The sequence below is a fragment of the Paenibacillus sp. WC2504 genome (assembly GCF_052682475.1).
In genome coordinates this window covers 3909686-3931761 of the sequence record NZ_JBQZFH010000001.1, presented here as the reverse complement: position 1 = coordinate 3931761, position 22076 = coordinate 3909686, and the positions used below count along the sequence as shown (strand labels likewise).

General features: G+C 42.0%; 28 protein-coding genes and 1 pseudogene. 7 read left to right on the top strand and 22 right to left on the bottom strand.

Annotation, left to right across the window (positions count from 1 at the left end):
• Positions 1–6: 6 nt before the first annotated feature.
• Positions 7–556 (bottom strand): annotated as a pseudogene (locus tag ACUN27_RS17580) (zinc-binding dehydrogenase); the annotation flags it as partial.
• 82 nt (positions 557–638) lie between these two features.
• Positions 639–1577: an aldo/keto reductase family protein gene (locus ACUN27_RS17575; RefSeq protein WP_326059700.1), complete on the bottom strand. Its 939-nt coding sequence runs from the start codon at positions 1575–1577 to the stop codon at positions 639–641.
• 204 nt (positions 1578–1781) lie between these two features.
• Here ACUN27_RS17575 and ACUN27_RS17570 point away from each other — a divergent pair, with 204 nt between their 5' ends.
• Positions 1782–2399 (top strand): TVP38/TMEM64 family protein, encoded by a 618-nt coding sequence (locus tag ACUN27_RS17570; protein WP_315950580.1) that lies wholly within the window; start codon positions 1782–1784, stop codon positions 2397–2399.
• Positions 2400–2461: 62 nt separating this feature from the next.
• Here ACUN27_RS17570 and ACUN27_RS17565 read toward each other — a convergent pair whose 3' ends face one another.
• From ACUN27_RS17565 to ACUN27_RS17555, 3 genes are all read right to left on the bottom strand, one after another.
• Complete coding sequence (locus tag ACUN27_RS17565; protein ID WP_315950582.1) at positions 2462–2674, bottom strand: helix-turn-helix domain-containing protein; 213 nt, start codon at positions 2672–2674, stop codon at positions 2462–2464.
• Positions 2675–2684: 10 nt separating this feature from the next.
• Positions 2685–3167 carry a DUF2975 domain-containing protein gene (locus ACUN27_RS17560; protein ID WP_326059702.1) on the bottom strand — a complete coding sequence of 161 codons (483 nt, stop codon included), beginning with the start codon at positions 3165–3167 and terminating at the stop codon, positions 2685–2687.
• Positions 3168–3416: 249 nt separating this feature from the next.
• Positions 3417–4697, bottom strand: coding sequence for an adenylosuccinate synthase (locus ACUN27_RS17555; RefSeq protein ID WP_326059704.1), 1281 nt, complete (start codon positions 4695–4697; stop codon positions 3417–3419).
• 124 nt (positions 4698–4821) lie between these two features.
• On the opposite strand from ACUN27_RS17555, the gene ACUN27_RS17550 reads away from it, so the two are divergent.
• Entirely contained in the window at positions 4822–5688 is an 867-nt protein-coding gene (locus tag ACUN27_RS17550) for a LysR family transcriptional regulator (protein ID WP_315950588.1), read from the top strand.
• Positions 5689–5767: 79 nt separating this feature from the next.
• Here ACUN27_RS17550 and ACUN27_RS17545 read toward each other — a convergent pair whose 3' ends face one another.
• Both ACUN27_RS17545 and ACUN27_RS17540 read right to left on the bottom strand, forming a co-directional pair.
• The gene (locus ACUN27_RS17545) at positions 5768–6127 is read right to left on the bottom strand and encodes a hypothetical protein (protein ID WP_326059707.1); all 360 of its coding nucleotides are present in this window, start codon (positions 6125–6127) and stop codon (positions 5768–5770) included.
• A 36-nt stretch (positions 6128–6163) separates the two neighbouring features.
• On the bottom strand, positions 6164–6328 hold the full coding sequence (locus ACUN27_RS17540; protein WP_315950590.1) for a VanZ family protein: 165 nt from the start codon (positions 6326–6328) through the stop codon (positions 6164–6166).
• A 167-nt stretch (positions 6329–6495) separates the two neighbouring features.
• Here ACUN27_RS17540 and ACUN27_RS17535 point away from each other — a divergent pair, with 167 nt between their 5' ends.
• Positions 6496–7179 carry a FadR/GntR family transcriptional regulator gene (locus ACUN27_RS17535; protein ID WP_315950591.1) on the top strand — a complete coding sequence of 228 codons (684 nt, stop codon included), beginning with the start codon at positions 6496–6498 and terminating at the stop codon, positions 7177–7179.
• 6 nt (positions 7180–7185) lie between these two features.
• Entirely contained in the window at positions 7186–8439 is a 1254-nt protein-coding gene (locus ACUN27_RS17530; RefSeq protein ID WP_326060298.1) for a CynX/NimT family MFS transporter, read from the top strand.
• 104 nt (positions 8440–8543) lie between these two features.
• Here the strand turns inward: ACUN27_RS17530 and ACUN27_RS17525 are convergent, their stop codons facing one another.
• The 9 genes from ACUN27_RS17525 to ACUN27_RS17485 all read right to left on the bottom strand — a co-directional run bounded on the left by ACUN27_RS17525 (position 8544) and on the right by ACUN27_RS17485 (position 15255).
• The gene (locus ACUN27_RS17525) at positions 8544–9506 is read right to left on the bottom strand and encodes an FAD-dependent monooxygenase (RefSeq protein ID WP_445560633.1); all 963 of its coding nucleotides are present in this window, start codon (positions 9504–9506) and stop codon (positions 8544–8546) included.
• A gap of 2 nt (positions 9507–9508) precedes the next feature.
• Entirely contained in the window at positions 9509–9640 is a 132-nt protein-coding gene (locus ACUN27_RS17520) for an NAD-binding protein (protein ID WP_445559294.1), read from the bottom strand.
• Positions 9641–9826: 186 nt separating this feature from the next.
• Positions 9827–10636, bottom strand: a complete 810-nt coding sequence (locus tag ACUN27_RS17515) for a VOC family protein (protein WP_445559293.1) — start codon at positions 10634–10636, stop codon at positions 9827–9829.
• A 58-nt stretch (positions 10637–10694) separates the two neighbouring features.
• Positions 10695–11480 carry a DUF4362 domain-containing protein gene (locus ACUN27_RS17510; RefSeq protein WP_315950594.1) on the bottom strand — a complete coding sequence of 262 codons (786 nt, stop codon included), beginning with the start codon at positions 11478–11480 and terminating at the stop codon, positions 10695–10697.
• Positions 11481–11641: 161 nt separating this feature from the next.
• The gene (locus ACUN27_RS17505) at positions 11642–12772 is read right to left on the bottom strand and encodes an alpha-hydroxy-acid oxidizing protein (RefSeq protein WP_445559292.1); all 1131 of its coding nucleotides are present in this window, start codon (positions 12770–12772) and stop codon (positions 11642–11644) included.
• 64 nt (positions 12773–12836) lie between these two features.
• A complete protein-coding gene (locus ACUN27_RS17500) occupies positions 12837–13589 on the bottom strand; it encodes a DUF4184 family protein (protein ID WP_445559291.1) in 753 nt (250 codons plus the stop codon).
• A gap of 82 nt (positions 13590–13671) precedes the next feature.
• A complete protein-coding gene (locus ACUN27_RS17495) occupies positions 13672–14472 on the bottom strand; it encodes a DUF5984 family protein (RefSeq protein WP_326059711.1) in 801 nt (266 codons plus the stop codon).
• A gap of 88 nt (positions 14473–14560) precedes the next feature.
• Positions 14561–14833: a hypothetical protein gene (locus ACUN27_RS17490; protein WP_418936890.1), complete on the bottom strand. Its 273-nt coding sequence runs from the start codon at positions 14831–14833 to the stop codon at positions 14561–14563.
• A complete protein-coding gene (locus ACUN27_RS17485) occupies positions 14737–15255 on the bottom strand; it encodes a hypothetical protein (RefSeq protein ID WP_445560708.1) in 519 nt (172 codons plus the stop codon). The genes ACUN27_RS17490 and ACUN27_RS17485 overlap by 97 nt, the downstream gene beginning before the upstream one ends.
• Positions 15256–15561: 306 nt before the next feature.
• Between ACUN27_RS17485 and ACUN27_RS17480 the strand changes: the two genes are divergently transcribed.
• On the top strand, positions 15562–17367 hold the full coding sequence (locus ACUN27_RS17480) for an SgrR family transcriptional regulator (protein ID WP_326059714.1): 1806 nt from the start codon (positions 15562–15564) through the stop codon (positions 17365–17367).
• A 595-nt stretch (positions 17368–17962) separates the two neighbouring features.
• Here ACUN27_RS17480 and ACUN27_RS17475 read toward each other — a convergent pair.
• Both ACUN27_RS17475 and ACUN27_RS17470 read right to left on the bottom strand, forming a co-directional pair.
• Positions 17963–18151, bottom strand: a complete 189-nt coding sequence (locus ACUN27_RS17475; RefSeq protein WP_326059716.1) for a DUF5808 domain-containing protein — start codon at positions 18149–18151, stop codon at positions 17963–17965.
• Positions 18152–18177: 26 nt separating this feature from the next.
• Positions 18178–19257 carry a DUF4037 domain-containing protein gene (locus ACUN27_RS17470; protein WP_445559290.1) on the bottom strand — a complete coding sequence of 360 codons (1080 nt, stop codon included), beginning with the start codon at positions 19255–19257 and terminating at the stop codon, positions 18178–18180.
• Between the two features lie 200 nt (positions 19258–19457).
• On the opposite strand from ACUN27_RS17470, the gene ACUN27_RS17465 reads away from it, so the two are divergent.
• Positions 19458–19664, top strand: coding sequence for a helix-turn-helix transcriptional regulator (locus ACUN27_RS17465; RefSeq protein WP_326060301.1), 207 nt, complete (start codon positions 19458–19460; stop codon positions 19662–19664).
• Positions 19661–20092: a hypothetical protein gene (locus tag ACUN27_RS17460; protein WP_445559289.1), complete on the top strand. Its 432-nt coding sequence runs from the start codon at positions 19661–19663 to the stop codon at positions 20090–20092. The genes ACUN27_RS17465 and ACUN27_RS17460 overlap by 4 nt, the downstream gene beginning before the upstream one ends.
• 93 nt (positions 20093–20185) lie before the next feature.
• Here ACUN27_RS17460 and ACUN27_RS17455 read toward each other — a convergent pair whose 3' ends face one another.
• The 4 genes from ACUN27_RS17455 to ACUN27_RS17440 form a co-directional block, all read right to left on the bottom strand.
• The gene (locus tag ACUN27_RS17455; RefSeq protein ID WP_315950606.1) at positions 20186–20560 is read right to left on the bottom strand and encodes a YciI family protein; all 375 of its coding nucleotides are present in this window, start codon (positions 20558–20560) and stop codon (positions 20186–20188) included.
• A gap of 98 nt (positions 20561–20658) precedes the next feature.
• Entirely contained in the window at positions 20659–21039 is a 381-nt protein-coding gene (locus ACUN27_RS17450) for an NUDIX hydrolase (protein WP_326059723.1), read from the bottom strand.
• 53 nt (positions 21040–21092) lie between these two features.
• Positions 21093–21446: a VOC family protein gene (locus ACUN27_RS17445; RefSeq protein WP_326059724.1), complete on the bottom strand. Its 354-nt coding sequence runs from the start codon at positions 21444–21446 to the stop codon at positions 21093–21095.
• A gap of 145 nt (positions 21447–21591) precedes the next feature.
• Positions 21592–22035 (bottom strand): cell wall hydrolase, encoded by a 444-nt coding sequence (locus tag ACUN27_RS17440; protein WP_315950610.1) that lies wholly within the window; start codon positions 22033–22035, stop codon positions 21592–21594.
• Positions 22036–22076: the final 41 nt, after the last annotated feature.

Here is a 22076-nt window from a genome sequence, read left to right as displayed (position 1 = left end):
TCTGGTTCCTCCTATAGAATCAATGGCTGCATCAGCACTCTGTCCATTCGTTAAATCCATATGGGTCTTCTGTAAGGGGACTTCAGAGGTCTTAATGACAGAAGCGGCACCAAGTCTAAGTAAAGCTTCCGTATACTTATGATTTCTCGTAACCGCGATTAGCCGAAAACCCAGAACCTTTGATAATTGTTCAAAAATGTGCCCGAACGCAGAGCCGCACCCATTAACTACCAATACATCGTCCGGTCCTAGTGCCAACTCTTCCGTACAAATGACCCATGCTGTAATTTGATTTATATATAGCTGGGCAGCAGTAAAATGATCAATAGAGCTAGGAATAGGCACGGCGAAGCCAGCTGATGTTTTAACAAATTCTTGCCACGTTCCTTCTCCCCGCAATTGAGTAAGAACCTCTAATCGGTATCAAATCAGATGGATTAATCGGTCGTGCCAACATTCGCACAAGGACTTCGTTATCCTCTGGGGGCCGTATGTTTTTATAAGCGACTTTCAACACGTCTTTAGGGCTGCTTTCAAAGCCATGCTTCTCCTCGATATCAGATAATCAATTATAAACAAAAAACCGGCCATTGAGGCCGGTTTCAAGTTTCTTTCTTATTGTACCAAATGTTTATTTTTTAAGCCAAAATAGCTTCAATTTTATCTACTACATCCGTTGAAAGCTCGATACCAGATGCCTTCGCATTTTCCTCTACCTGCTCTGGACGGCTTGCACCCACGAGCGCACTCGCAACATTAGGCTGTCTCAAAATCCAAGCTAATGCGAGTTGGGCTACAGAGATTCCCAGCTCCTTAGCAATGCCATTGAGCTGTCCGACTTTGGCGATTTTCTCCTCTGTGATCCCGTTTCTCATACCTTCCAGTTTGGCGGCACGACTATCTGCAGGAATTTCGGAGATCGAAGTATACTTCCCGCTGAGAAGACCCTGCGCAAGTGGCGAGAATACGACTTGGCCGATGCCTTTCTGTTCGCCAAGCGGAATTACCTCTTTTTCGATATAGCGGTTGAACATGTTATAGACCGGTTGATTGACGACGATGCGATCAAGCAAATATTTATCAGCTACTGCTAGTGCTTCCGCCATTTGTACAGCAGTCCATTCGCTGACTCCAGCATACAGAATTTTGCCTTGTCTCACCATATCATCAATGGTGCGAAGCGTTTCCTCTACAGGAGTTTCTGGATCAAAGCGGTGGCAATAATAGATATCGACATAATCCGTATTCAGACGCTTAAGGCTGGCATGCAATTGCTCGTAAACATGCTTACGGGACAATCCCCGGTCATTGGGACCAGACCCCATAGGCCAAAACACTTTTGTCGCAAGTACATAGGAATCGCGGGAGTAACCGCTGAGCGCCTCTCCTACCACTTTCTCAGCTTCTCCACGTTCATACACATTAGCTGTATCGAAAAAGTTGATACCGAGATCGTATGCGCTGTGAATGGAATCTACTGCGTTTTTCTTTTCAACGTAACCGCCATATGTAAGCCAACTGCCTAAGCTAACCTCACTAACCTTTAGTCCCGATTTGCCTAATTTCCGGTATTTCATGTGCCCAATCCCTCCATTGTGATCTGCTGACTTGTCCCCCTAATGATAAAACACTCCGTATCCTTTTAAAAGTACTGAAATTTTATTTACATACTTTACGACAGTATAGTAAGTAAACTCTTTGAAAATGGGATGGTTGTGTTACACTAAGTATAATTAGCAAGGCAAGATGAAAGATTCAGACCAAGGGAGACACCTCACCAAATGAAGAAATGGTTGACCATCTGCATGTACCTCGTGCTCATATTCACTACTTATGTATTCAAGGACGAAATTTTGAATTGGATGCAGCATGGAGATGCGCCCGTTCTGCTTATTTTTTTGGCCGCGCTCGGTTTTATTATCGTACCTATCATCCCTTACAAAATAGTTATCGGCTTGCTCGGGTTTATGTACGGTCCATTGATGGGCGCTTTGATCAGTTGGACTGCTGCCTCAGTCGCGTCTGTCATTGTATTTTGGCTCACACGCTACTTATTTCAAAAACAGGGTCGTGCTTACTTGTCCAAGTATGAAAAGCTGGAAAAGCTCCAAGTTGCGATAGAAAAAAATCCGTTCCTGACGATTTTGCTAGCACGACTGATCCCGGTTATCCCTCAGGCTGTCGTGAATGTCATTCCTGCCATTACTTCCATTCCCGTCGTTACATTCGCCGTAGCCTCCGCATTGGGCAAAATTCCTGCAATGCTCTTGTTTGCGTTCATCGGCAGCAATCTATTTGCTGGCACCAGCAAGCTCGTTTTGTCCGTCGGAGTGTATGTCCTTTTTTTGGTATCCGTCTATGTCATATACCGCGTCTGGCTCAAGAAACGATGGGTTTAAGCAACCATGTTTCAGGTAGTAAATAAGAAAACGGCAGCCCCAACGGCTGCCGTTTCTTAATTTCAGTTTTTCTCGCTTTTGTACTCCAAAATATCTCCTGGCTGACAATCCAAAGTCTTACATATCGCTTCTAATGTTGAAAAACGAACCGCTTTTGCTTTCCCATTTTTCAGGATGGAAAGATTAGCCATCGTAATTCCGACCCTCTCCGCAAGCTCCGTTACGCTCATTTTCCGTTTTGCTAACATCACATCAATATTGATGACAATCGCCATGTTATTCACCTCAGATTGTTAAATCATTTTCAGATTTTATATGAATTGCTTCCTGTAAAAGTTTTTGAAGAACTGCAGCGAAAACGGCAATCACGATAGAAGCGAAAATAATGACCCACCCGGTGACTGTGATTATTGGAGGGTCAACTCTCCTCGCAATGAGATAGTAAAGTGGCATACCTAGCAGATACAAAACACTGATTGTAATGGCACAGTATTTTATATTCTTTAAAGCCGTTACGGATAATTCCGAGAACGCTTGGTTCTTATCAATATAACTTAACAGTTTAAAAGCCTGATACAGAGCAATGTAAAATGGTATCGCTGCCGCGTACATATCGGTTAATACGAGTGGTTTCATATAAGCGAAATCTGGATATAATCCTCCAGCAAAATTCCCGAACTTAGGCACTAAAAATATGCACAAAGCAAGAATAGGAATTCCAATAAGAATAACTGCTATCTTCAAAAAAAGTGTTGTTCCCCGTTTCATTAAGAGCACCTCGCTAATTTATTTATAAAATGACTTTATCATATAATTTATTGTTTATCAATAAATTAATATCGTTTTAAATTACATTGTTATTGTTAGTTGGGCACAATAATATTTATAATATATGCTATTTTCCATCATCATACTGGTACTCTTGATTTTCAATCAGTTTCGGACGTGATGGCATTTTGCGTTATACCTCAACAAAGGCTGCCGACATTAATGTCGGCAGCCCTGGGCAAGATTTTTTTATATGCCTATCAGTTGTTCGCGTCTAGGCCCTACTGAAACATACTTTATTTGCACATCAATGGCAGATTCAATGAACGCGACGTATTGCTGAGCAGCGATAGGCAGCTCGTCGAAAGAACGCGCTTTTGAAATATCACATTTCCAACCCTTAAAGTGTTGCAAGATTGGCTTGGCCTTATCAATCTTGGCGCTTACTGGAAAATCGGCTGTTACTGTCCCATCTTGTAATTCATATCCAATGCAAACGGGAATCGTATCCAAGTATCCAAGCACATCAAGATTCGTCAAAGCAACTTCCGTCGCACCTTGTATCATGCAGCCATAACGAGTAGCCACAACATCGAACCAACCAACACGGCGAGGTCGACCCGTCGTTGCGCCAAACTCCCCCGCATCCCCTCCTAATCGTCGCAGTTCATCCGCTTCTGTTCCATCCAATTCGGATACAAACGGCCCTGTACCTACGCAGCTTGAATAGGATTTGACCACGGCCATGACCTTCGAAATAGCATAAGGAGGTATGCCTGCACCAACGGGAGCAAATCCCGCAAGCGTGGAAGATGATGTTGAATAAGGATAAATGCCATGATCTGGATCGCGCAGTGCTCCGAGTTGGCCCTCTAACAGTATCGACTCTCCGTTCACATAGGCCTTATGTAGCATGGTGGTCGTATCGCAAACAAATGGACGGAGTTTCTCGGCTTGCTCTAATAATTCCGCTAGCAAATCCTCTGGTTGAATCGGTTCCCGCCCATACAGGTTCTCAAGTAGGACATTCTTTGCCTCTAGTGACTGTTTTAATCGCAATAATAACCTCTCTTTATCGTACAAATCCGATACTTGAATGCCAAGCTTTGCATATTTATCCATGTAAAAAGGCGCAATTCCGCGTTTTGTCGAACCAAAGCTGCGAGCACCTAACCGTTCTTCTTCCAGCTCATCTAATAATCGGTGTACAGGAAGTACGATTTGAGCACGATCCGACACGCATAAACGCGGCTCAGGAACCCCTCTTTCAAGTAACTCTTCCCGTTCTCTTGTGAAAGCATCCACATCTAACGCAACTCCAGGACCAATCACATTCATCACATTTGGATAAAAAACTCCTGAAGGGAGCATATGAAGCGCAAATTTTCCGTAATTGTTAATAATCGTATGCCCCGCGTTGCTTCCGCCTTGATATCGCACAACATAAGACGATTCTGCAGAAAGGACATCCGTCATTTTACCCTTTCCTTCATCTCCCCAATTTGCTCCTACGATTGCCGTAATCGTCAAATTCCTCGCCTCCGTCACTTGTATTGGTCAACATCAGTGATTATAATTTGTGGTAATAACATTAGTAAAATTGATATAAATAATACTCATCTTATAAACAGAGGTAATAGCTGTGGAATTCAATATGGAATGGTATCGAGTTTTCTATTGGACGGCTAAATTCGGCAGTTTGACGAAGGCCGCAGAAAGACTTCACATCACGCAACCAGCGGTTAGTCACACACTGAAGCAACTGGAAGCGAGCCTTGGCGGACTGCTTTTTTTTCGAACTACCAAAGGCGTAACATTAACTACTGAAGGTGAAGTGCTCTTCAAATTCGTAGAACAGGCGATCCATTTTATTGAAATTGGCGAGAAAAAAATCGCTGAAATGCAAGAGCTTATGTACGGCGAGATTAACATCGGTGCAAGCGATACACTCTGCAAGCATTACCTGCTGCGGCATTTGGAACAATTCCACAAGCAGTTCCCTGACATCAAGATCCGCGTGACCAATCGAACAACACCTGAAACCATCACACTTCTGAAGGAGGGGAAAATTGACTTTGGAATCGTGAACTTACCTACGAGTGATCCTAACATTAATTTCCGTATAAGTTCTCCCCAGCAGGATTGTCTTGTCGGAAATCACGATTATGCAGCGCTAGCAGAAAAACCATTCCCTCTGGAGGAGCTTCATCAATACCCTTTGCTGCTCCTTGAACCAGGAGGCAGTACACGAAATTTTCTTGACGAGTTTGCCATATCTCACGGTGTACGACTGAAGCCAGAGTTTGAATTAGGCAGCCTTGATCTTCTTGTACAGTTTGCACAAAGTGGCTTTGGTCTTACTTTTATTGTGCGCAATTATGTAACGGAAGAATTATCTTCAGGCAAACTGGTTGAAATACCTCTGACCCCTCCCGTTCCGGAGCGTCACGTTGGAATTGCTACACTTAAAGGCGTGCCGCTTTCAGCAGCTTCAAAACGCCTACTTGAATTTTTACCGTAAAATATTCTGATCCCTTAATAAACAAAGCAGGACGCTAATGCGCCTGCTTTGTTCTACGTTAACGTAATCTTAGTCAACATTACTTACGCTGAAGTAGCAGGCGCCAGCTGTCAGAACGACTCAAAGCTCTGGTGTTATTGGCTGTATTTACAGCACTAATTAACAGAAAGATCGTCACTTCCGAACCACTTCTATTGTTAACCAGCACCTTATTTGGGCTTAAGTCGCCTGCCCCGCCTCTTGCGATAAATACACCTGGGGAGGGCTCAGCCTCAATTTTGATAGCAAAAGCTTCGTTATTAAATAAAAAATTCAGGTTTTTCAAAATGAGCTTTTGGCGATTTTTTACTCGAATTACGATCTGTTGGAGGAGTACCGTTTTTCGGGCTCCCACTGCAATTGGAGCTTTTCCACCTACGATTCCGTTCAGTTGAATCAATATCTTCACCCCCAAGGAACTTGTACTTTAGCATATTCAGTTAGATCTCTTAGGGGAGGGCTTTTGGAGGAACAACCTTAAAAAACAGTATCCAAGTAGACCTCCAAAAATATTCAGGATGATATCATCGACATTAAAATTCCCCATGGAAAAAAAGACCTGCAAAAGTTCAAGAGTAAGCTCATTCCCCGTGATCTCCACTTCTCTATACCACTTCTAATAAGGATACGGAAAACAATTTAATAAATAATCGGGGTATTATTAAAGTTTTTGGTTAAATTTCATTTCATTTACGGTCTTGTCATTCCACAAACGAAGTGATATTCTGTAAAGGACCAATCATCCTACGTTTAAGAGGAGCGGACGTTATGTTGAATAAGACTAACCGACTGTCACTTGCCGAGCAGGCATCCATGCAGATCGAACAATTAATTGAGAGTGGCGTGTGGCAAGTTGGGATGAAGATTCCTACTGAGCCTGAGCTAATGGAAGAACTTCAGGTCAGTCGCAATACGTTAAGAGAAGCTATGCGTGCATTAACTCATTCAGGATTATTAAAGACAAGGCAAGGTGATGGAACTTACGTATCCTCATCCAGCGCCCTTGGCCCTGTTCTAAAAAAACGGATTCAAAGGAGTGACATATTGCAAACGCTCGAGGTTCGCCATGCACTAGAGCGTGAAGCGGCGATTCTAGCTGCTACTCGGCGAACAGAAGAAGATTTGGAGGATATTCAGCAACACATAGAGTCTTGCAAGCTTGCCGTACATAGCCGTGACGACGCAGCATATGCCATTGCAGACATAGCTTTCCACCGCTCAATCATCGCGGCTTCCCATAATCCCTTACTGATGGAACTTTATAATCATATGACCGAAGGCGTTCGCGAAACCATATCGGATGTTATGGAATTAAGCTCTCACAGTTATTATTTGCAAAATCATGAGATGCTTCTTCTCGCCATCAAACAACATGACAGTTCACAAGCTGCGGAAACCGTACGTATCTACATCGAACATTCCAAAGAACATTTTCAGCAACAGAGAGGTTAAAATATGATGAAACACTTACAACCAGCGGCTCATATAAAGAGCTCTACAAACTTGACACTAGGATGGTTAGTTGTCCTCGGTATTATTCTGGTCGCTGCCAATCAGCGGGCGCCAATTACTTCAGTTGGCCCTTTAATTAGCTATATTCGGGAATCAACCGGAATTTCAAATACGGTTGCAGGCATGTTGACGACGGTCCCTTTACTCGCATTTGCTTTCATGTCGCCATTCGCTCCCAAACTGGCAAGGCGTTATGGCACGGAGCGTGTCATTTTTAGTGCATTGATCTTTCTGTTTCTGGGAACGGTATGCCGTTCACTTCACGGTGCCGGAACATTGTTTGCAGGAACAATTTTGATTGGACTTGCAATATCCGTCTGCAATGTGCTTATACCCAGTCTCGTAAAAAGGGATTTTTCCCATCAAGTTGGGTTAATGACAGGCGTTTATTCCGTTTCTATGAATCTGTGCGGAGCACTGGCATCCGGAATCAGCATTCCCCTGGCGCGTGATGCGGGCTTCGGCTGGCAAGGTGCTTTAGTTTGTTGGTGCATGCTGACGATCCTGGCCATGATTAGCTGGTTCCCCCGTCTACGCAACACGAAACCAGCAACTGCTGTAGTCACGGTTGTTGCTAATGATAAAAAGCCGAACTTGTGGCGTTCCAAGCTTGCTTGGCAAGTAACAGCCTTCATGGGTTTACAATCTATCATTTTTTACATGCTAGCTGCCTGGCTTCCGGAAATCTTGGTCAGCCGCGGGATGTCGGAAGATGTTGGCGGTTGGATGCTATCTCTTCTTCAATTTTCCATGCTGCCGTTCACACTCCTTGTACCAATCATCGCAGGACGCATGCGCAACCAGAGGCCACTGGTCCTATTAACCGCTGTGCTTTATCTGCTTGGTATAGGCGGCTTGTTTATGAACACCAATGCATTAGTACCGCTGTGTGCGATCATTATAGGCATCGCCGGGGCATTTTCATTTACGTTAGCTATGATTTTCTTCAGTCTACGAACTCGTACCGTTCAAGAAGCAGCTGAATTGTCCGGTATGGCCCAGACCGTAGGCTATATTATGGCCGCCATTGGCCCAATGCTTTTCGGTTGGCTGCATGACATCACAGGGACTTGGGATCTTCCATTAATGCTCCTAATTGTCTCCAGCTTACTAATATTTGCATTTGGTATGGGGGCTGCCCGTAACCGCTTTGTGAATTCGCAGGAGTCTGAACCGACTGAGAAATATTCCGTCTCTTGATTTTAGTTTGACGGATAAGCTCATTGATATAGAAACGGCAGCTGATCGTATGATCGGCTGCCGTTTTTTTGAATAAACTTTACCCTCCAGTTCGCTCCGTAGACCTATGCGAATGGTCCTCGCGAATTTCTTTTACGAATGGCTTCTTCCGTTCGAGGGACAAGAAAATCTACAGACATTTCCGCGGCTGCTTGCACTTCTTCGATGAAAGGACGGAAACACTTATTGTATTCTTCGAACGCAAGTTCAAAATTTCCATGGCACTTTTGGAAAGCATCAGCCAAAGCGGCCGCCCCATCTATGGCTAGTGATCCACCCATGCCAGCAGCTGGAGAAGCGCAGAATCCAGCATCACCGACTAGCGCTACCCTGCCTTTTGTCCATGACGGCATTTTCATTTGGCACAGTTTGTCAAAGTAAAAAGTCTTAGAGTTCTTCACTTCTTCCAGTAATTCAGGCGTTCGCCAGCCTAGTCCAGAAAACTGATCCAAAATGATATTCCGCTGCTGTTCTTCGTTTCGGTAGTCGTAAGGAATTTCCTTATCAGAAGAAAAGCAGAGAACAATATCGGTTTTATTATTGTAGGCGTTCAGCATGATAGCCTTGCCCGGCTCATTGTACATCTGTGTCGTATTCTCCCGGATCAACAAGCTATTCACGATCGTGATGGAGAAATAAGTTTTCAGAAAATGCGAAAATTCAGCCTCTTCACCGAAACACAATTTTCTGACGATCGAATGAATTCCATCGCAACCGAATACAAGGTCATACGAGCGGTTTTGACCCGATTTGAAAGCTACGTCGATGCCGTTACTTTCTTCTTTCAACAAAACGATGCTATCGCCGAAAATAAACTCGACATCATCTTTGACAGCTTCGAACATGATATTCAGCAAAACATCTCGCTCAATTTCATATTCATCTTCAGAATGCTCCTCACGTAACTCCATTCTTTCAGTAACATCATCTGCATTTTTAAATTCCATCAATCCCATGTTTATATTGTTCGACTTGATTTGGTCGAGCAGCCCCATACGTTTTACAATGTCGACGGTATTTTTGCCGATATTTACTGGCGTGCCGCTTTTTTGAGACCTTTGGAGATCTCAACAACGGTGACCTTGTACCCCATTTTTTTCATCCAGTAGGCTGTGGAGAGGCCTGCGAAACTAGCCCCACTAACTAGGATTGTTTTTTTCATATTAGTTCCTCCTGTAATCCACAATATTATTGATGACTTTTGTATAGAATAAAATAGCTTTATAAACTGAATATATACAACTGTTGCAGAGCCAATCGTTGGGGCCAGGAGGAACAAAAGGCAACCAATCCACTTGGGCTGGCTGCCTTTTCATGTATATTATTGAACTCTCGTTCTCAGTTACTATTATGGTTGTAATCTTGAGTAAGGTAGATTTAAAAGCGTAGGTACTTCTTCTGGAAAATTTGTAAGCCTTAAATAGAAGTTGTATTCATTTATTTTAAAATTAAGCTGACGATCTTCTTTGTTTTCATCAAAATGTATACATTTTGCAGATAAGCTTATTTTGACCTTATCCATAAAATCAGAACTACTTACCCCAAAAACTACTTTCATCGTCGGAGGCAAAGCAGTCATTGCAATTGGAATCCATTTTCGTTTTTTAGAAGTAACAACCGCATGTGATGTTCCGCCTATAGCAAAAGTAAAGTTATCCGATACCTTATCAAGTTTAAAATTAAAAATTTCAACGAAAAACTTCCTAAAATCAATTACGCTATCGACTGGGAACCCGATCTCTCTAAGATACAATATTTTCAACTCACCAGAAGGAGCTAGTATTCCTTCCTTGATGTAATGATGTGTAATAATCTCTAATAAATTGCCATCTCCGTCTCTGAAGTAAACATTCATTCCAGTTTCGAAATCGTCGATAATTCTGCCATCCGGCCATTTTAGAAGGGTAACACCCCCTGCACTTTGGAGCCAATTTACAACGTTTTCGAATTCAGAATAAGGGACTTCAAAGGCAAAATGGGCTGGAGCTAGAGACTCAGCGGTTTCTATAAAAGATAATGTAAAGTATTCCGTCGGCTGAAAGGCTATTTCATTATCAGATTCGTATACAATAGGGAAACGTAATTGTCCATGATAAAATTGTTTAACGCCTTGCACGGAAACTGTATTTAATTGAAGCTGTAAGAAGTGTGTTATCATGGAATCTACGCACCTTTCTGATTTTACAATTTTTAGATTGTAAAATTGTATCAATAATTTAATTCGAATTAACAATCTCAATAATTGTATTAGCTAATTCCGTCATTATTTTATTGTCCTCATTAGTTGTGCAATCTGACCAGTTATATTCACGAACCGCACCATTGATTTTAACTTTTAAATAGAAATCTGGCTTCTCCGTGCATGTTGCAAATTTCTTTTCACTTAGGAAATTGGATAACACCATTTTTTTATAGATGTTTTGCCGTTCTTCATTACTCAGCTGAAAATCACTCACACCTTCCATTTGACCATTTTTTAGGTCCTTCACCAATTTCATATCTATCGTATTAATCTCATTTGCTTGATTATCACCATATTTAAGTTGGAATTGAAACAGGTCTTGTTTCGATACGTCATATGAAAGGTTTAGAACATCGATGCTTTGCACATCACTAGAGCAACCTTTTAAGGTATATTTCATTTCTGTATTCGTTTCGGTTTTTTCAAAGTTTTCACAGGAGTATGTTGTTACTTTCCCTGCTCCAAATTTATCTTGCGTAGTATCATATTGAAGCTCGAATCTGCCATCGCGGTACTTGATGTTGTGATAAATAGGGTCGCCTTCAATCGTATAATGAGAAATACTAATAGAGACGTTTTCTTTTTCATTAACTTTTTTTACAAAGTCATCCATCTTGAAAAGATTAGAAACACTTCCGTGAATATCAACCACATCAGCATTATTTTTTAATGTTCCTTTCGGCTGGTCAATGCCTTTTATAGTTGAACAACCTGACAATATGCTTATAGCAAAGGCAAATATCATTAACTTTTTGAGCAATTTAAAACCTCCCTAAAAAGTATACATTATTGACGTGCAAAACTTACATTTTGTTCCAGATAATGAGCAAGAAAATGCTTATTTCTTTTCCGGGTTATTCCATTATCCTTCCATATACTTAATGGACTCAAAACAAGAGCTGCTTGAATGCAGCTCCTGCGCTATTGTTTGGATAATGTACTGGGAAGCAGCTCACTTAAATTTTTTAAGCCAGCCATCCCGAGATTCAAATCAAAATCGGCTACTAAATTTTCCATAAAATGTCGAGCTCCAGTTTCGCCAGCAATAGTCAGACCATAGAGATATGGACGTCCGATAAATATCATTTTTGCCCCAAGGGCCAGTGCTTTAAAAATATCCGCCCCGTATCGGATTCCGCTATCGAACATAACAGGAATGCGTGCTCCAACAACGTCCACAATGGAAGGTAATGCATCTAATGCCGCGATGGCTCCATCCAAATGTCGTCCACCATGGTTGGAAACGATAATTCCGTCTGCCCCGTAATTTATTAGCATTTTGGCGTCCTCTGAATGTAGAACCCCTTTAACTATAATTGGAAGTTTCGTGAGAGAGCGTATATAGCGAAAATCCTCAACGGATATATGTGGTTCGCTTGTCAAATAACGCATTGTTTGAGGTGTTAGTGGGAGGCCATATTTTTGCTTTACGATCGGGTCTGAGATAAAGTTCCCAAGCCCGAAATGGAACATAAACGGAGAAACGCACAATGATAAATTCTGGGCTCTCCACCCTTCCTCTGGTCGGTCAAGCGTGGGAACAATGGCGGAAAAACCGGCTCTTTCCGCGCGTAGTACTAAACTTTTTAATACGTCGCGATCTTGCCCTATAAACAAGTGAAACCAACTGCCTGGATGCGCAACGGCTACTTGTTCCAAGGAATACGAAGAAACCATGCTTTGAATAAAGGGAATACCCAAAATCGCTGCCGCCCTTGCAGATGCCACTTCCCCCATCTCGTGAAACATCGCTTGCCTTCCAATAGGAGCAAAACCAATGGGGAACGGAAACGTCTTCCCGAAAAGCCTTACCGAAAGGTCTCGATCGGCTACGTCCCTTAGTACCCTTGGAACAATTCGCCAACGTTGGAACGATTCCTGGTTTGCCCGAATAGTTGTCCCCTCGCCGGCGCCACTTGAAGCATATGAAAAAGACCGCGGATCAAGAAGCCTTCGTGCTTCCTGTTCCCATTGCTCAAACGTAATAAGCATCCGCCGTGTTTGGTTACATTCTCGAATACGTGCCGTTTGAATGTAGCTTCCAAAATTCATGCAACCCCTCCCTCCTCCCTACTATATGATGTATCGGCAACGGGTATCCGATTTGCATCATATATTATGTCCGATGCCTCTTCATATTCCAAAATAAGGATATCAGCAGTATTCCTAAACAAAATCCGGAAATTGGCGCTACGACCAAGATTCCAATGAAATTGCCACTTGAGGCAAATATTAGCTTGCATATTGTAATGAAGACCGCGCTCATTATAGCAAAACTCCAATAATACAGCTTTTGTTTGTACGTAATAGTTGAAACGATTTTTTTATTGGATACTGTCTTAGACAGAGTCAATCCTATGACGCCAGCTGTAATCAATATCCCTATCATCGATAGAGTATGCTGCAATATTTTAAAAACCGGTAGGTTCCCAACAACAATATTCTGTAAAATGATAAGATTCCGAACCATATAACCACTCTCATGCGTGAATGCATCAAGCGTTATGTGTGAGAGAAAGCCGATGATGACAGATAAGATGTAAACAAACCAGTCCCGAAACGTGTACAGACCCCATGATAATAATAGATCGTACCCTCTCCGGTTAATCTCTAAGATTGATGGCAGGTGCAGGACAAGCGATTCCTTAACATAAAAGTGAAAAAGATATGCAAACAATAAACATAACGGGATCCCCTGAAGAAATAATCCCGTGAACGAGTGGCCAATCGCCTGATGCGGTTCCAAAGTGAGAAAATATTCAAAATCAGGGGCCATACTCCCCAGAACGAGGCCAGTTGTACTGAACCATCGAGGGTTGATGAATTTTAAAGGAAAAGCAAAAGCTGGGTGCGAGAAGGTAAAGGGCATCGCTTGCATACTCCTTTTTACTTATTGAAGAAGTCTAGACGTTGGAAACTTGCCTTAAATGAAGTACCGAAACACTTCCCCGCTAACTTAATGGCTCTTTAATTATTTTTACTTTAGACAATACGTCATCCCAGTCAGTCTGTTCAGGCACAGATGACAATATCTTTTCGTATTTCTTCACTTCCTCGAGGAACTCATTGTTATTTTCTTGCAACCTCTTCTTATCTATGAACACGTTTTTGATCGAATTTTCGAGCACAAACTTAATTTGAGTTTCCATATTAATTGCAAAATTCTTTATTGAAAGCTGTAACTCACTTATGAATTTATCAAATTCAATAACGTACTCACCCTTCATAGTTTCCCATATGTATATCCCATTTTCATCCTTGTAATCCGCTATCCATCTAATATAAATTTTGTCTTTGTTCTTGAAAAAATATAGATTTGGTGCGCCGATTAGATAACCAAAATCTAGTCTCCTATCATCAATCCATTTTCTTGCTTGTAAGTATATGTTTTCGAAATCCTCGTCACTTTCGTTCCACTGATTCTCTACCCAGTCCGATAAAGACCGAAAGTACGATTCAAAATCACCAAATGTACGAATGTTATCAAAGACACTATCAGGTATTGGGTTTAAAACATTGAGGATAATATCCGTTAAGTCCCAAAATACTCGAGCGAATTGATAATCATTGTACGGAAGATTTTTATTTAATTTGTACTGGTTAACAAACCCATCACTGTAGCGCAATAACTTTACATCACCAAAGTCAAACCAATAATAAGAGTCTGTTAATCCAAACCAATGAAGCATAAGATTATTTTCTTCCCCCCAAGGAGGTATCTCAAAAGGGTTTTTAAGTACAAACTTTAACATAAGATTTTCTCCATGAGAACAGAATAGAAAATAATGGAAGGATCATTGCTACATCCGTGTTATTTCACTCAATAATTACCAGTAGACCTTATCGGGGCAAAAAGCTATTAATTCTAAAGTAAATTATTAGAATAGCGGCTAACCAAACTAACAGTTCCCCCCACCAACTCTTTGTCCGGTGAGATACTACAACTTCCGAATCCCGATCCCATGTTGTCATGCCCAGATCATATTGCAATTGCTGATAACCTCTCAAATGAAAGATTAGAGAGACAATCGGTAAGCCCGCCCCTTGCCCTCGCCACCATACGAGCACACTTCGTTTAAAGGCCTTTCTAAACTTCGGTTTCTGACCCTCCAAATCCCGAATGCTGATGCCAAGGATCCATTTACCGGGGGTGGTTCCCACAACTTTAAAAGGCATGCTTCAAATGGGATGGATAGAATAAAAGTCGTAATTCCCAGAAAAAATCCATCTAAACGGGTATTGAAGGAAATCGTCGGTAAAATACTCATAAGAATACCCATTAGAAATCCTAGGATTAACATATCAAGTCCTCGTGCCCAATAGCGGGACCAGGGACGTCCAATGCTATTTGCTAATTTTCCGAAATGCAGCTCTTTGAACGATTCCGCAGCATTCCATTCTTGTCCAAATCGCTTAACACTTGTAACCAGCTTCAATTCGCATTTTTGAATCAGGTTATTCATTTCTTCCGTTGTGAAAGCGCCATTTTCCTGATGACCCTGCTTATAAAACCATTTCTCATCGTCCTGTATCATTCGAACCCCCATTTATTTAAGTTCAACCCCATGGTGCTAAGAAAAACAGAAAATCGCTACTTGTCCGACAATGTATAAAAGCATTAGTTTCCCTCCCAAATAGAACATACCATATATTGGATTATTCGAGGAGATATTTGCATAAAAACTATCTGGTCTTTATGAAGCTAACCTAACTTAAGTAGTTAATTTCCATATCATTTTATAAGAAAGAAATTGTGCCGTAGTCTCAAATATCCTAAAGTGTTATACTTCAATAATCAATTATGATTTTCTGTGTTTTTAGCAACCAAAGGGGTGATCAGTATGCTGATAGCTGAACGCTATTTGACTTTATATGACCGTTTTGGCGGTGAAAACTCAAATGGCGAAGCTGTGGAGGTAACTCTGGAAGAGTTGGCAAAAGCGCTATTCTGCACGTCAAGGAACGTGAAACTTGTGCTGAAGAAATTAGAGGAAGAGTGTCTCATAAATTGGCTGCCTGGCCGCGGTCGAGGCAATCGATCCCACATCATTTTCAAGGTGCATAAAGAAAAATTCTTGCTCAACCTGGCTACGTCCAAAGCAGATCAAGGCGATTATCGCACATCGTTCGAAGTGCTCAGCATGTACGGTGAAGGAACAGAAGCCAAGCTCAAGTTCATCGAATGGCTGCAGGGAAGATTCGGCTATCAGAAGGAAACGGTGAGAGGTCTTACTGAATGCGATACGCTTCGTTTTCCCGTCTACCGTAGCGTCCAAACGCTCGATCCTGCTAAAGTGAATTATGCCTTCGACTCACACATCATTCGTCAAATCTTCGATCGACTAGTTACGTATGACGAGACGGTAGATCGGATAGTTCCCGGAATAGCTCATACGTGGAACGCAGATTCGCAGGCAATGGAATGGACTTTCTATTTACGTAAAGGTGTCTTGTTCCATACGGGTCGTGAACTGACCTCTCAGGATGTAGTCTTTACCTTCGAACGACTTCGCGCTCAAAACATGCCTAACCGCTGGATGATGAGAAACCTTTCGGTTGTTGAAGCTCTAGGACCGCGTACTGTGCGTTTTGTACTCTCGCAATCCAATCGAATTTTTGACCGTTTTTTATGCTCAGCCGCTTCTTCCATCTTACCTCTGGATTTGAACGGACACATGGAAGAAGACTATTGGCGACTGCCGACGGGCACAGGACCTTTCCAGCTAATCTCCTTTTCTCCACATCGCATCGAGTTAGCTGCCAATACCTCCTTCTATGCGGGAAGACCCTTCTTGGATGACGTCGATATCATCATCATGCCGGAAGATTGCCAACAGGAGTCTACAATCGGCTTGCCCTCCGTGATACAAACTCATGACGGGGATAAGTTGGTGCAGGAAGAGAACCCAGAAGAAAATTGGCAATCTCTCGTCCGCTTGTGCGATGGCTGCACCATGCTGACATGGAACGGCAATAAAGAGGGATGGACACAGAACGAGAACTTCCGCAAAGCCGTAAGTCTCATGCTCGATCCAGTGGCTATGCAGGCCGAACTAGGCGGAGAACGCGTGCTGCCTGCTTATTTTTTGCGTCCTGAAGACAGTTTGCAATATGAGCGCAAAACTGCAACCGATTCGGAAATCTATCATGCACTGTCCCAATCCAGCTACGACGGGAGCGAGCTTCGACTTGTTGTACACGAAAAGTATGAAAGAGACGGACGATGGATTGTAACGCGCATGACTAACTTTGGCATTGCAGTCGAGCTGTTTTTGGCGAATTGGTCGCAAGTTTTAGATCCTAAAATCATATCTAGCGCTGATTTCACTATTTCGGGGATCATACTAGCCGAAGATGATGTCTGCGAGATTGACATGTATGAACATGAGGAATGCATCTCCAGTACCTATCTAACTCCTTCACTCAAATGCTGGATTCTTTCCAAGATCGACTTGGCTCTTGGCTCTGAAAGCATTCAAATCCGCAGAAGCCACATGCGCGATATCGAGACACGTCTCAGGGAAGAGTGTCATATCATTTTCCTGCATCATCGACAGCTGAATACTTATATGCATCCTTCGGTTAGAGGCGCTTCGTTCAACTCTAACGGTTGGATTGATTTTAAACAACTTTGGCTTGAAAGTTGATCAAAAGATATTCATCTGGTCCGATAACAAAAAAGCCCGCGATTTACGCGGACTTCACTCAGACATGTTCTTGGCAACCGACATCTGTCGTTCTTCCTTCTTTGGATTGCCGAACTTCCTTTAGGATCTATCTACAGCATACTTCAATATCCTAAAAGGTGCAGCTAGGAGCGACATAATACAAGCTGCCGGGACTATAATGTTATATAAGAACCGGAGTTTAGTTCCCCTTGTATCTTCATCAATATCTGATGTAACTTGCCACATCAACCGCTCAGACCATAACATAAACTTGTAAGCAGCAATTATTAGTATGACATTCATGTTTTTCTCCCTTCCCGAAACAAAAAAAACGCACTAACCCTCTTAGAGAGTTAGTGCGCGTGCTTCGCGTTTAGTTGTATTAGGTTTATTTAGAAACTGAATATCTACATTAAATGAAGATATCCTTGTAGCAATTATATCAATATTTAAATGTAGTGTCTATCAAATGTCCCCAACTCTATTGCCGTCGCTTCACCATCCGAATGGTTATTGCATTTATTTTTCATTAATTCAATAATCCTTAAGGGCTACCTCTCGGCAGCCCTCTAAATTATGATTTCGTCACCCACACTTTGAAAATCACGAAACCAACTATAGCAAGAATAATCATCCAACTAATCGGACGAGCGAAGTTTATTGTCCAACCTAGTCCTAATCGTTTAGGAACAAAAATTGACTTATTATCTGGATTGTAGTAGAAAATCCCAAGTTTATAATGTTTACGGTCTTTATCATCCATAGTCTATGTCTCCAGTATCATTAAGTTCATTGATCCCTTTCATTACCCAAGCGATCGAAGAAAACTCGAAGTGGGTTTATCTCTCCAGATGTTTGGAAACGTTCGGAGATGGCACGAAAATCGGTGTTATCACTGATCTGATCAATGCCACCAAACCCAAAGGCAGCAAGCTTGCGCAGCGTTGGGTCCTCAATTTTACTCACCAGTGCTTCCGCAAAACGACCACCGCCAATAACCGAAAAAGGCCTATCATAAAAGAACTTCACCTCAGAGTCAAGCGGTTCGGTCATCTGTAGTTCGTTATGCATCAACGCGACGATCTGATAAGCTTTTGCTAACGATTGCTCTCGCTCTCTCCACTCGTTTGTGTTTTGCGCCTTTTGCAGATGAGGTAACAACTCGGATGAACAAGTAAGCTGCCGGAAGGCAGTACCGAACCATTTCGGATAAGGGGTATAGCGACGCTCGATTAGGAAACAAACACTCATTACGTCCCGTATTAGACGAGATGCAATTAGAGCAGACCCGAGTTCATCTCCCACAAAGCCTGCTCTAGGCATCAAATGCTCCTCCTGCCCAATCCTGTTCCATACGGATGCCATTAAGAACAGCCATACATCCTTAGGATAATATATCAATTGTTGGTGAACAGTCGTTAACTCACCGATATCATCTCGGAAGATGGCCCCACCCGAAAGCTCTGCCAAAGTTTGGGATGGAATAGTCAGCCAGTCGACCAGATTCAATCCTTCAAACAATTTAGTAGGGTTGACACCAAGTCTTCTACCGAAGTACCTCGGTACCGTCGTCACGATTGTCTGATAAATATCGACGGGATAGTTATAAAACGATATCGGAACCTCATGCTGAAGTGCTGCAAGAATAGCTTCCTTTTGAGTAATATCGGACTCACGGATGAAAATTAGCACACGAGGTCCCCAATCATGATCACATGACATCGATGTATCGAAACCAAGCACTTCGCTACCAGGACCAACAAGTGCTGAAGCGTATGAAAGTGCTGGCATAGTGGACGATAGACGCGGCGCGATATAGTGCTCATGGAACAAACGGCTTAACAGAATCCCGGGGATGTGGCTACTCAATTTGTGATACTCCTTTCGGTAAGAAGTTGGCGAGGTTACATTCTAGGTAAAGTTAAATCGATTTCAACTCCGAATTTGGTATCCATTTAACTTCTGTTTGTTTAGTAATTTACCAAAATGGAAAGTACGATTGACATCATTTACTACGCACAATATACTTCACTTATGGAAAGTTAACTTTCCACAAGGGGGTATACGCACTGAACAACCGCTTAGAAGAAATCCGTAAGCAACGCGGTATCAAGCAAGAAGAATTAGCATTAGCTCTTGAAGTGTCAAGGCAAACTATTGGTTCGCTAGAAAACGGACGCTATAACCCATCGATCCTCTTAGCATTCAAAATTGCTCGTTATTTCAATATGAGTATTGAAGAAATCTTTATTTATGAGGAGGATGAAAGTGTATGAAAAATCCTATTTCGTATTATTTTCTTTCCTTTGCAGGCGTAGCACTATTATCAATGGGTATAATCTCCATTAAAACGATTGAAGATCCACAAGGTATACTGCGAGCGTTGCCTTATATCTGTGTGGGGCTTGGCTGTGGGATTTTCGGTCACGGTATGGGAGAAATAATTAACCGTCACCTTATGAAGAATAATCCTGCCGCAGCAAAGCAGATGGAGATTGAAAAAAATGATGAGCGTAATTTGGCAATCGCTAATCGGGCAAAAGCTAAAGCCTATGACATGATTGTTTTTCTATTTGGAGCTTTACTATTAGCTTTTGCCTTGATGGGCATAGATAAAATAACGGTATTGATACTGGCCTTTGCCTATATGTTTATCCTCGGATTTAACGTTTATTACCGTGTAAAGTACTATAAAGAGATGTGAATACGACGTAATATTTACAAGTTATTTACTGGAATAGCTTAATGAGAATAAGGAGCATCTGCGATAATAGCAGAACTACTCCTTATTTTTGCTCTAATCTCTCGATTCGAAGTAGTGGATTGGACGAATCTCAATCCCCCATCCAAATTGCTCGCCCGAAGCAACCTGTACGGTAGGATGTAAGGAAGCAATTCGGATGGCTTCCTCCATGTCTTGTGCTTCTATGAGAAAAGCGCTACCAATCATCTCCTTCGTTTCGATAAAAGGACCATCGGTTATTTTCACTTTCCCATTTGTTCTTCGCAAGCATTTCGTTTCGGATGAGAGACCTGCATCGATAACAACTTGGCCGCTATCATAAAAATTTTCCAGGTGATGCGAACATTCGCTCATAATGGTATCAATCTCATGCTTTGGGCGGGCATCCATTTTCTCGGGTTCCAAGTAACCTAAACATAGGAATTTCATTATTAAGGTCTCCTCTAACGTTGGATTGAAGCATTCATTCTTGCCTCTAATTAGTCGACGAACGGTATATAGACTAATCGACATACCCATAAAATATTTTAAGAAATGCCATATGGAACTCGCTTTATTGCTAACTCAAGCATGGGCAAAGTAATAAAATCAAATTTCTCAAGCTCTGTTAGGGGAATCCATGCAATTTCAATTATATCTAGGTTATCTTGATTGTCGGTATCGAGAAATAAATCTCCTCCAACTACCTCACCGATGAAACTATACTTTTTGTTTCTTTCCTTCAACAAACCTTTCAGTTGAATATCAAATCCCGTCTCTTCTCTAACTTCTCTAATGCACGCCTGTTCAGGACTTTCCCCTTCTTTAATGCCACCTCCAGGAAAATTCCAAACAATATCCCCCCGTTCAACGTATTGTTTTACCATTAGCACAACGTTGTTTTGTATAATAATGGCTTCGGCAATCAAGTTTTTTAACCACCTTCTCTACCAGTGTCCCTTAAAAATTCTACCATATTGCATCAATCTTCATGAGCAAGAATGTTAATAAGCTTACCAAACGGGTCGCGAACATAGAATCGTCGAACGCCCCAAGGTTCATCAATAGGCCCGTATTCTATCGGAAATCCAGCTCTCTTCATGCCTTCCAAAGCAGCATCGAAATCATCGACTTCAATCGATAGATCAGGCGTAGGCGTTTCTGAGCCACCCTGTGAAGCAAAGCTAATTTGAATGCTCATCTCTTCGTCTAAACCATATGTTTTAATCCAACCATGATCCATCATTACGTCAAGACCAAGTACATCCTGGTAAAAGCATTTAGCTGCCGTGATATCCTGCGTATTTATATTGGCGACGATTCGTTTAACCTTCATTTCAGACCTCCTAATCATAAAGAGCTTGTCCATTCATAGAGTATACATTCGACATGAAACAGTTAAATCTTTTTTAAGATTAACAAAATTCTCACTTTGTAACGGCAAACAAAAAGACCATCCTTGCAGGATGGCCTTGTCTAAATTAAAACGTATTATAGACATTTTCACATTCTTTGGCTGTTGGTTCATAAAAACAGTGCTTCTTCCATCGTCCTGCCAACGGTTGATTATACCAAGTTGACGGACAGGGCCCGGGATTTTCGAACGAACCTGGTCGGAAATACCATAAGGAGAATTTGCCTGGCCAATTACGCTCCCCATTCACGGACCGTTGCGCCAGACGGCGTTCTCTCTCTCGCGCGTTTTGATAGTACAAACCATGTTGCAACGCTTCGAACGCATGTGGCTGGTTAATCATTTGGGGAATGGTCCGGATTCCTTTAAAATCGGAGCAATTCGCTCTAATTCGGTTAATGCCAACATTTCCAACAAGGAGCATGCCCATTTCGCCTTCAGTCTCAGCTTCCGCTCGCAGCAACCTTGCCAACATATCAATATCCTGTTTCCTGGCTTTTACGACTGCCATTAGATCACCTCTTTATCTTTCTAAACTCATCATATTGTAGG